The organism is Rhodococcus sp. 1R11, assembly GCF_004563845.1.
Lineage (GTDB): Bacteria > Actinomycetota > Actinomycetes > Mycobacteriales > Mycobacteriaceae > Rhodococcoides.
This window is the reverse complement of record NZ_SPNG01000001.1, coordinates 193,494-204,791: the sequence shown is the minus strand read 5'-3', so window position 1 is coordinate 204,791 and position 11,298 is coordinate 193,494. Positions and strand designations below refer to the sequence as shown.

Sequence of the window (11,298 nt, the reverse complement as noted above, 5' to 3'; positions counted from 1 at the left end):
TTCGGCCGGATATTACCGAGTAGTAGGGTGACAGTGTGAACTCGAGCACCGAAACCCTGGAGTCGTCCGCGACTCCAGGGTCAAGCAAGACACCGAAAATTCTGTTGGCCGTCGTCACGGTGATCGCCGTGGCGGCGCTCGCGGCAGCCGTGTTCTTCGGATACGGCTGGGGCACGGCGCTGTTGAGTCAGAAGCCCACCGCCGACACTCGCGATGCGGCGCTCACCGGCGCTCAGCAGGCAGCGGTCAACCTCAACACTGTGGATGCAGCCAACATCGACCAGTCGTTCGACAATATGAAGTCCTCGATCACCGGTGATCTGATGCTCAACGATCTGGAGCAGACTCGTTCGGGAATCACTGATCAGGTTCGCCAGTCCGGTGCCAAGAGCGATGCCGAGGTGCTGCATGGCAGCCTCACCGAGCTGAGCACCGACGAGAACACCGCAACGGCGCTCGTCGTCATCGCCACGACCACCACCTGGCCCGATCGGGTGGAGCGCAGCAAGCTGACCATGCGAATGGCCATGGAAGAGGTCGACGGGGTGTGGAAGACCAACAAGGTCGATCCCATCGGTTCGCGGATTTCCCTCGACAACCCGAACACCAATCCCGTCATCCCGACGGAACCGGGTGGTCCTACCGACCCCAACGCGGTCGAGCCCAGTACGGAACCGACGCCGGCTCCCCAGCCGAACACCGGCGGCAATTGAGTTTGCCGGCAGCGCCGTCGTCCATCTGTACCGAAGTAAGTTTCGAAGGAGTTCTGCAGTGCCTCCCCAGCGTCGCAAGATCGTTCCCCCCACGACCACCAGCAAGGTACGTCGAAAGGTAGCCGGCACCGCCAAGCCGACGCCGGCCGAGACCGACGCCACTGCACCCGACACCACGGCATTCGACGCCACGGCACCCGACACGACAGCTGCCGAGTCAGCCGTCGGCACCACACCCGCGTCGGAGAAGCCTCGACTGGACAAGACAGATCCGGTCAAGACAACCCCGGCCACGACAACCCCGGCCACGACACAACCGGCCACGACACAACCGGCCGAGACGCAGCCCGTCGAGACGCAGCAGGACAAGCCGCGCCTGTCCAAGGCCGGGCTGAAGAAGCCGGTCGCGCCCACTTCGGCGTCGCCCGAGGCACCCGAGGCGTCGAAGTCGGCGTCGGGGATCGGGTTCAAGCACGTGATCGTGGTCGCGGTCATCGCCGTGGTTCTCGGTGCTTTTGCGGCTGTCGCTGCATTCAAGCCGTTCGCGACGATCGACAACAAGGCGTGGGTGGATTCCTCGGCCACGCAAGAGGTGACGTCGGCAGCCACCGACGCTCTGCAGACGCTGTACACGTACAAGGCCGAGACGATCGACGCAGATTTCGATGCTGCGCGAGCGGTGTTGAATCAGTCGATGCTCGACGAGTTCAACTCCACGGCTGACACCACCAAATCTGCTGTGGTGCAAACCGATACCGGTACCGAGGCGATGGTCACCGATATCGGAGTCTCCCGGCTCGAGGACGACAAGGCCGAACTGATCGCGAACGTCAACATCAGCGCCACTCAGAACGGTGTTGCCTCCGGCAGTGCGGAGGGCCCTCTGACGGTCAACATGGAGAAGATCGACGGCACCTGGAAGTTGTCGGCCATCGACGATCAGTAGAGCCCGGTTCGTCGAATACTTCGGCCCCGTCCGATGCAGCTGTAGAGCTGCTCGGGCGGGGCTTTTCGTTGCTTTCTGGGTCGCTGTCGGTGTCCCTGGCCAGGTCTACCATCGCGTTTGCGTCCTGGCTTGGGACGAGCCCTGGTTGTTCGGGACAACCATTCGATGCTCGACGGCCAGGGATGGATCCGATGAAAACGGAGCATGCTGGTCATGACTGACACGACAATCGATGTATCTGTAGTACCAGAGCGGTCGGGTCGCTCGGGATTTGCGGGCAGCGTCAATCCCGAGTTGTACCGACTGCTGACTGCGCTGAATCTCGATCGCGAGTACGTCCGCGGCGACGGCACCGTGCTGTTCGATTCTGTGGGCCGTCGCTATCTGGACTTCGCGGGTGCCTACGGGGCGCTGCCGTTCGGCCACGGGCCGACGCCCATCTGGCAGGCGATCAACGATGTTCGCTGCAGCGGTGAGCCCATTTTCGTGCAGCCCTCGGTGCTCACCGCCGCAGGTGAACTGGCTGATCGGCTGGGGCGAATCGCACCCGAGGGATTGACGCGTACGACGTTCGTCAACAGTGGTACCGAAGCGACCGAGGTGGCGCTGAAGATCGCGCGGGCCCATACCGGCCGTCTCGGGGTGTTGACTACCGGCAACAGCTTTCACGGCAAGACGTTGGGGGCGCTGTCGGCGACGGGAAACATTAAGTACCAGAGCGGATTCGGGGCTCCGGTCACGGGATTCGACCACATCGCGTTCGGCGATGCAGAGGCACTCGACGCGGCTCTGACGGCTGAGCCTGATCACTATGCGGTGTTCCTGGTGGAGCCGATTCAGGGTGAGGGCGGTGTGGTGTGCCCGCCCGACGGCTATCTGCGGCAGGTCCAGGAGATCTGCAACCGCCACGGTGTGTTGCTCGCGCTCGACGAGGTACAGACGGGACTCGGCCGGACCGGCCGGATGTTCGCGGCCGAGCACGAGGGCGTTATTCCCGACATTCTGACTCTCGCGAAAGCGCTCGGCGGCGGGATCGTGCCGGTGGGCGCAGTGCTCTGCCGGCCGGAATTGGTGGGGGAGAGTTTCGCCCTTCGCCACACATCGACGTTCGCGGGCAATGCCCTGGCAGCACGGGTCGGCCTGGCCGTCCTGGACGAGTTGACCCGAGACGACTGCGCGGTGGTCACCGGAGCCGCCGCAATCGGACGACAGTTGAAGAACGATCTGGCCGGTCTGGCCGAGAAGTACCCTTCGGTGGTCACCGAGGTACGTGGTCTCGGACTGTTGTTGGGCATCGAACTCACTGCGGATGTGAACTTCGTCGGACGGCAGTCGCTGCTCGGATCGATCGCGGATCAGCACAATCTGTCCGCGGTGATCTGCTCGTATCTGCTCAACGTCGAGGGTATTCGCGTGGCACCGACTCTGTTGGGCAACAGGGTGATTCGCATCGAACCGCCGCTGACGGTGTCCGCGGCCGCGTGCTCTCGTCTGGTCGCGGCACTCGATCGCGGTCTCGGCTACGCGGCCGAGGGCGACATGGACGGATTGTTCGGGCATCTGCTCGGACGCCCGACCGTCGCCACTCCCGCGGCGCTTGCGGCACTGCGTCCGGGCCGTACTCCCGACATCGCGGTACGGCCGGGCGATCGACGCTTTGCCTTCATCGCCCATCCTCTGGATCTCGGCTTCTTCGCCGCGTTCGATCCTGCGCTCGAGGTGTTCGACAATGCCGAGAGACAGGACTTGCTGGAGCGATTCGCTGCGTCGACGTCCGAGCTCGATCCGGCCTCTTTCGTCATCGGCAGCGGCCGGGTGTCCGGATTCGGGGACTCGACTGCGCACGGCGACCTGATCGGACTGCCCTACACCTCCGAGCAGTTGCTGAGATTGCCCACCGAGCGCGCGCTGCGGGTGGTGGGTGGAGCCGTCGAACTCGCGATCTCGCGCGGGGCAACCGTGGTCGGACTCGGCGGGTACTCGTCGGTGATCACCGGAAACGGGCTGGGTCTCGGTGCGACATCTCGGCCGATCACGACGGGCAACACCTTCACCGCGGCCGCGAGTCTGCGGGCCGTCCGACGTGTATGCCAGGAACGGGGCATCGATGTCGCTCGCGCTCGGGTGACGATTCTCGGTGCGGGTGGGGCGATCGGACGGACCATCGGCAAGCAATTGGCCGGCGAGGTCGGCAGTATCGCGTTGGTGGGCAGGCGCGGCGAGAACTCGGTGATCGCGCCGAAGTTGTGGGCTGCGGCGCAGGAGATGGTGGCGAGTGCCGGCGCGGGTTCGGGTGATCTCGCGGTGGCTGCCGCCGAGGTCGACGGCAACCTCGACGATCTGATCCGTTCGCGGCACATCGAATTCTTCACCGATCCTATTGCTGCTGTTCAGGATTCGTTGATCGTCATCGCGGCGACGTCGGCTCCGCACGCGTTGATCGATCCGACGGACCTGATGCAGGGTGCCATCGTCTGCGACGTGGCGCAGCCACCGAATATCGGTCGCGACGTCCGCGGTGAGCGGCCGGACGTGACGGTGTTCGACGGCGGAATCGTGCGGGTGCCGTCGGGCTCGGACTTCTCGTTGACCTACGGGTTGGCTCCGGGCCTGACGTACGCGTGCATGGCCGAGACGATGCTGATCGCATTGTCGGGCGAATTCGCGCTCCGCAGTATCGGAACCACTCTGGACGGTGAGAGTGTCGAGCGGTTGGGTGCGCTCGCCGACGTTCACGGCTTCACGCTCGCCGAGGCCACCCGGTGGCGTGAGGACGCTCAGTAGGTGACCGGGGCCGGAGGTCGCGAGAGCAGGTGGACCTCCGGCCCCGCCGCGCCGATGCGGGCGGTACCCCATGTCGCAAAGTCCGTGGCCGGTGGATCAGTGCGGCAATCGGGCGGCGCGATGTGCTCGGTCGGCCCGACGCGTCCGGTAAGAAGAATTCACCGACCGGTTGGGGTGGGGCGCAGCCACCAGTTGGCGTTGCCCATCGACGCGACGAGCGCGGGCACCAGCATCATGCGCACGATGGTGGCGTCGATGACGAGACCGACGATGATGCCGATACCCACGAGCCGCATCATGGTGAGTTCGGACAGCGAGAAGAATGCGGTGACGGTGATGAGCAGTAGCGCGGCGGCCGTGACGACGCGTCCGGTGTGGGCGGCACCGATGCGAACGGCGTCCCGGGTGGTGGCTCCTCGATCGTGTGCTTCGACGATGCGGGAGAGCAGGAAGATCTCGTAATCGGTGGACAGGCCGAATACCACGGCCATGATGAGGATGCTCATCGTCGACTGCAACGGGCCCGGGGTTACTCCGATCCAGTCGGCACCGTGACCGTCGACGAATATCCAGGTGAGCACTCCGAACGTGGCGCTGAGGCTGATCGACGCCATCGCAATTGCCTTGACGCTGAGCACGATCGAGCGGAACGCCACCGTCGTCATCACGAACGTGGCGAGAACCATGATGGTCAGCATCCACGGAAGCGTCACGTGGATGGCGTGGATGCCGTCCTGGCTCTGCGCGGTGCCGCCGCCCACGCGCAGTGTCGTCCCTGTCGGGGCCGGGATCGACCGGATGGAGTCCAGTGTCTCCAGGGCACCTGCCGTACGATCGGGTGAGCTCATGATGGCGTCGACGACGGTCAGGTTGTCCGCGGTTCCGCCGGGGATTGCTGCAACGACGCCGAGCGACGCGTCGACCGCTTTGGTCACTTCGGCGACCGCTGCGGGACTCGGTGGGGATGCGGTGTCGGATTCGACGAGGACGGTGACTCCGGTGTTCGCGAGCGGAAATTCGGTGAACAGCTTTTCGGTGGCGATTTTCGCGGACGCGTCGGAGGGGAGGCCTGTGTGGTCGAGATCGCCCAATCGGGCACCGAGAATCGGCGCACTGAGCAGTGTGAGTATCGCGACAATGGATACGACGACGAGCACCGGTCTGCGCATGACGCGGTCTGCGACTGTGCCCCAGAACCGCTGTGCCCGTGCGTCGCCGCGGTCGATCGCGCCTGTGCGCCAACTCCACGAGTCGACACGGTGACCGAGGATTGCGAGCGCTGCGGGCAGTGCGGTCAGTGAGATGCCGGCGGCCAGGGCCACCGCGGCCATGCCGCCGAAGCCGAGAGATCGAATCATCGACTGCGGGAAGATCAGCATGCCCATGAACCCACACACGAGCAACAGGGCAGAGAACGCCACAGTGCGGCCGGCGGTGGACATCGTGCGGCGCACCGCAGCTGCCGGGTCTCGGCCGTCGCGTAGTTCCTCGCGGAAACGCGTGATGACGAACAAGCTGTAGTCGACGGCCATCCCGAGTCCGACGAGCGAGGCGATATTGGTGGCGAACACCGATACTTCGGTGACCTCGTTCAGTGCTCGCAGTACGGCGAGCGACGCCACGACGCTCATGCCGCCGATGACCAACGGCGTTGCGGCAGCGACGAGTCCGCCGAAGATCAGCAGCAACAGGACGAGCAGAATCGGGAACGTGATGGTCTCGGCTCGCACCAGATCCGCTCGCGCCTGCTGGTTGTAGGAGTCGGCGATGGCCGAAAAGCCGCCGAACTGCACGGTCGCGCCGTCGATCGTCAACTCGTCGCGCAGGTCCCGGTAAATCTTGACGCGACGGTCCTCGTTGCCGGTCAGTGTCAGGACCGCGAGTGCGGACCGGCCGTCGAACGATCGCAGACCCGACGCGAACGCGTCGGGCACAGTCCAATAGGTGATGGGAGTGCGGGCGAGCAGTCCGTCGTCGATGCCGTCGAGGCGACCGAGAACGGTGTCGCCGATGTCGTCGATGGATTGCCCGTCCGTCGGGGTGTAGACCACCGCGACGTCGGGAACCTTTCGGCCGAAACGCGATTCGACGAGCGAGTCCACTTCGGCCGATTCACTGGCCGGGTCTGTGTACCCGCCGACACTCAGTTCGTCGACGACACCGATGCCCCACGCACCCGCGGCCAGCACGAGTGCGAGCACGGTGACCAGTACCCAGCGCGCACGTTCGACGATGAAGTCGACCGGGCCGGTAGCCGTCGTCACGTCGCACCCGGGTCCCCGACGCCGTCGACCAAAGACGCGAGTGCGATCGATGCGTTCACCCCGCCTGAAAATCTGCATCCGATTCCGACCACCGCGACCGCGACCATGCTGTCCCCCCGAGAGACAAAGTGTTGTGTTGTGCGAAAACGTGTGTATCGCATAGATAGAGCCGCGTCGGCGAATCGGACCCCCCTCGTCGACGACCCCCGTTTCGACAAAGTGAATACAATCAGACGGCGGGTCGAATTTCCATAGCAACCGAGGGGTTGTGTGAACCGGGTCGGTCTGTATGGCCGTTCACGACTCGACCGTTGTTGCTGCGAATGAAATACGTTTACCGCCACCGTATTTCATGATTGTCGGGAGAGATCTGGAGCTCGCACGGGATCGCGGTCGCCACTCGGTCGACGTCGCTGTATCCGGAAGCTCGATTCGACGAACGTAGAGAGCGACTATTTTGCCGCGTCCGCCTGTAGTAATTCGCCTGCGGTTATTCGTCCCTTTCGTCGCGATCGTCGGGATCACCCGCCTGAGTGATCAGCGGCCGTATCGGTGGGGGTGGGTCCGCGGAATCGGGTACCTGCCAGTCATCACACCCGCCGCCTCGGGACAGGTCGATGCGTCGGCTTTCCGCGGACCTCTTGACGAAGGGAGGCGCAAGGTTCACTCTTGTCGTCAGGAGCACCCCCTTGCGGTATCGGGCGCACACCTGTTCGAGGCGGCGTGGCGACACGCTTTCATCGACTCGGTGCGAGAACGGACCTCGGGTGTTACTTTTGATGCCCCCGTTGCGCCGCGCGCACATTTGGGGTACCTTTGGACGTTGCGCTGGCTGCCTCCTGTCCACCTCTCGATCGCTGTTACCCGAAAGCACGTTTTCGGGCCGCTGTGATGGGGATTCGGTCTGGTTGCGACCAGCCGAAATTCGCCCCACATATAGCAAACAGATACAGCGGCGGTCGCCATGTCGTTTCGGTTGACAGAACGGCGCGACCCGCGTGAGGTGCTGGAAGGACGCATCTTGGCAGTCTCTAGCCAGACCAAGGCAGTTGTCGGAACACCGGGAGCCCCGAGGAGGGTTTCGTTCGCGAATATTCGCGAGCCGTTGGAGGTACCCGGTCTCCTCGATGTACAGACGGATTCGTTCGAGTGGCTGGTAGGTGCGCAGAGTTGGCGCGACCGTGCCGCCGCCCGTGGAGACAGCGGTGTCTCCGGCGGACTCGAGGACATCCTGACCGAGCTCTCTCCGATCGAGGACTTCTCGGGCTCGATGTCGCTCTCCTTCTCCGACCCACGATTCGACGAGGTCAAGGCCTCGACCGATGAGTGCAAGGACAAGGACATGACGTACGCGGCTCCGCTGTTCGTCACCGCCGAGTTCATCAACAACAACACCGGCGAGATCAAGAGCCAGACGGTCTTCATGGGTGATTTCCCGATGATGACCGACAAGGGCACCTTCATCATCAACGGCACCGAGCGCGTCGTCGTCTCGCAGCTGGTGCGTTCTCCGGGCGTCTACTTCGATCACTCGATCGACAAGACCACCGAGAAGGACCTGCACAGCGTCAAGGTCATCCCCGGCCGCGGTGCTTGGCTCGAGTTCGACGTCGACAAGCGCGACACCGTCGGTGTCCGCATCGACCGCAAGCGTCGTCAGCCCGTCACGGTGCTGCTGAAGGCTCTCGGCTGGTCCACCGAGCAGATCACGGAGCGCTTCGGCTTCTCCGAGATCCTCATGGCCACGCTGGAGAAGGACAACACCGCCGGTACCGACGAGGCTCTCCTCGACATCTACCGCAAGCTGCGTCCGGGCGAGCCGCCGACCAAGGAGTCGGCGCAGACCCTGCTGGAGAACCTGTTCTTCAAGGACAAGCGCTACGACCTCGCTCGCGTGGGTCGCTACAAGATCAACAAGAAGCTCGGCCTGAACTCGGGTCAGCCCATCGTGGCGTCGACCCTCACCGAGGAAGACATCGTCGCGACCATCGAGTACCTCGTGCGTCTGCACGCAGGTGAGACTTCGATGACCGCACCCGACGGCGTCGAGGTTCCGGTCGAGGTCGACGACATCGACCACTTCGGCAACCGTCGTCTGCGTACCGTGGGCGAGCTCATCCAGAACCAGATCCGCGTGGGCCTGTCCCGCATGGAGCGCGTCGTGCGCGAACGTATGACGACTCAGGACGTCGAGGCGATCACGCCGCAGACCCTGATCAACATCCGTCCCGTCGTCGCTGCGATCAAGGAGTTCTTCGGAACCTCCCAGCTCTCGCAGTTCATGGACCAGAACAACCCGCTGTCGGGTCTGACGCACAAGCGTCGCCTGTCGGCACTGGGACCCGGCGGTCTCTCTCGTGAGCGCGCCGGCCTCGAGGTCCGCGACGTGCACCCCTCGCACTACGGCCGCATGTGCCCCATCGAGACCCCGGAAGGCCCGAACATCGGCCTGATCGGATCGCTCTCGGTGTACGCACGCGTCAACCCGTTCGGCTTCATCGAGACCCCGTACCGCAAGGTCGTCGACGGCAAGGTGACCGACGATGTCGATTACCTGACCGCCGACGAGGAGGATCGCCACACGCTCGCGCAGGCGAACTCTCCGGTCGACGATTCGGGTCACTTCATCGAGGACAAGATTCTCGTCCGTCGTAAGGGTGGAGAGGTCGAGTTCGTCTCGTCCGACGACATCGACTACATGGACGTCTCGCCTCGTCAGATGGTGTCTGTCGCCACCGCGATGATTCCGTTCCTCGAGCACGACGATGCCAACCGTGCCCTGATGGGCGCGAACATGCAGCGTCAGGCTGTCCCGCTGGTCCGCAGCGAGGCTCCGATCGTCGGTACCGGCATGGAGCTGCGTGCAGCTGTCGACGCCGGTGACGTCGTCATCACCGAGAAGACCGGTGTCGTCGAAGAGGTCTCCGCCGATTACGTCACGGTCATGGCCGACGACGGATCGCGTAAGACCTACCGGATGCGCAAGTTCGCGCGTTCCAACCAGGGCACCTGCGCCAACCAGCGTCCGATCGTGGACGAGGGACAGCGCGTCGAGTCCGGCCAGGTCCTCGCCGACGGCCCCTGCACCGAGAACGGTGAGATGGCTCTCGGCAAGAACCTGCTGCTGGCGATCATGCCGTGGGAGGGCCACAACTACGAGGACGCGATCATCCTGTCGCAGCGTCTCGTGGAAGAGGACGTTCTCACCTCGATCCACATCGAGGAGCACGAGATCGATGCTCGCGACACCAAGCTCGGTGCCGAAGAGATCACTCGCGACATCCCGAACGTCTCCGACGAGGTCCTCGCAGACCTCGACGAGCGCGGCATCATCCGGATCGGTGCCGAGGTTCGTGACGGCGACGTGCTGGTCGGAAAGGTCACGCCGAAGGGCGAGACCGAGCTGACCCCCGAAGAGCGCCTGCTGCGCGCCATCTTCGGTGAGAAGGCTCGCGAAGTTCGCGACACCTCGCTCAAGGTTCCGCACGGCGAGAACGGAAAGGTCATCGGCATCCGCGTCTTCTCGCGCGACGACGACGACGATCTGCCTCCCGGCGTCAACGAGCTGGTCCGCGTCTACGTGGCTCAGAAGCGCAAGATCCAGGACGGCGACAAGCTCGCCGGCCGTCACGGCAACAAGGGCGTCATCGGCAAGATCCTCCCGCAGGAGGACATGCCGTTCCTGCCCGACGGCACCCCGATCGACATCATCCTCAACACCCACGGTGTTCCGCGTCGTATGAACATCGGTCAGGTCCTGGAGACCCACCTGGGTTGGATCGGCAAGACCGGTTGGAACGTGCAGATCGCCGCGGACGGCAGCAAGCCCGATTGGGCCGAACGCCTGCCCGAGGAGATGCTGGCGGCTCCGGCCGACAGCAACATCGCCACCCCGGTGTTCGACGGTGCCAAGGAGAATCAGCTCGCCGGCCTGCTGGAGAGCACGATTCCCAACCGCGACGGCGAGCAGATGGTCGGATCCGACGGAAAGGCCACGTTGTTCGACGGCCGCTCCGGCGAGCCGTTCCCGTACCCGGTGTCGGTGGGCTACATGTACATCATCAAGCTGCACCACTTGGTCGACGACAAGATCCACGCTCGTTCGACCGGGCCGTACTCGATGATCACGCAGCAGCCCCTCGGTGGTAAGGCTCAGTTCGGTGGACAGCGCTTCGGTGAGATGGAGTGCTGGGCCATGCAGGCCTACGGTGCCGCGTACACGCTGCAGGAGCTTCTCACCATCAAGTCGGACGACGTTGTCGGCCGCGTGAAGGTGTACGAGGCGATCGTCAAGGGCGAGAACATTCCCGAGCCCGGTATCCCCGAGTCCTTCAAGGTGCTCCTCAAGGAGCTCCAGTCGCTGTGCCTCAACGTGGAGGTGCTGTCCTCGGACGGCGCTGCCATCACGATGGCCGACGGTGACGACGAAGACCTCGAGCGTGCCGCAGCCAACCTGGGAATCAACCTCTCCCGCAACGAAGCTGCCACGGTCGACGACCTAGCGCAGTGAACGCAGTGAACGCGGTCATGCAGCTAGCTCAGTAGTTCTGTGGTCTGCCGGATCCGCCCAGTGCGGATCCGGCAGGCGTTC

General features: G+C 64.2%; 5 protein-coding genes. 4 read left to right on the top strand and 1 reads right to left on the bottom strand.

Features of this window, described 5'->3' with window-relative positions; all coding sequences use genetic code 11:
- Positions 1-35: 35 nt before the first annotated feature.
- From E4P29_RS00970 to E4P29_RS00960, 3 genes are all read left to right on the top strand, one after another.
- On the top strand, positions 36-713 hold the full coding sequence (locus tag E4P29_RS00970) for a hypothetical protein (protein ID WP_135041170.1): 678 nt from the start codon (positions 36-38) through the stop codon (positions 711-713).
- Positions 714-771: 58 nt separating this feature from the next.
- Positions 772-1,659 (top strand): hypothetical protein, encoded by an 888-nt coding sequence (locus tag E4P29_RS00965; protein ID WP_245154094.1) that lies wholly within the window; start codon positions 772-774, stop codon positions 1,657-1,659.
- A gap of 213 nt (positions 1,660-1,872) precedes the next feature.
- Entirely contained in the window at positions 1,873-4,443 is a 2,571-nt protein-coding gene (locus tag E4P29_RS00960; protein WP_135041168.1) for an aminotransferase class III-fold pyridoxal phosphate-dependent enzyme, read from the top strand.
- Between the two features lie 158 nt (positions 4,444-4,601).
- Here E4P29_RS00960 and E4P29_RS00955 read toward each other — a convergent pair whose 3' ends face one another.
- Entirely contained in the window at positions 4,602-6,707 is a 2,106-nt protein-coding gene (locus E4P29_RS00955) for an MMPL family transporter (protein WP_245154093.1), read from the bottom strand.
- 1,003 nt (positions 6,708-7,710) lie between these two features.
- Here E4P29_RS00955 and rpoB point away from each other — a divergent pair.
- Entirely contained in the window at positions 7,711-11,217 is a 3,507-nt protein-coding gene (gene rpoB, locus E4P29_RS00950) for a DNA-directed RNA polymerase subunit beta (RefSeq protein WP_135041849.1), read from the top strand.
- Positions 11,218-11,298: the final 81 nt, after the last annotated feature.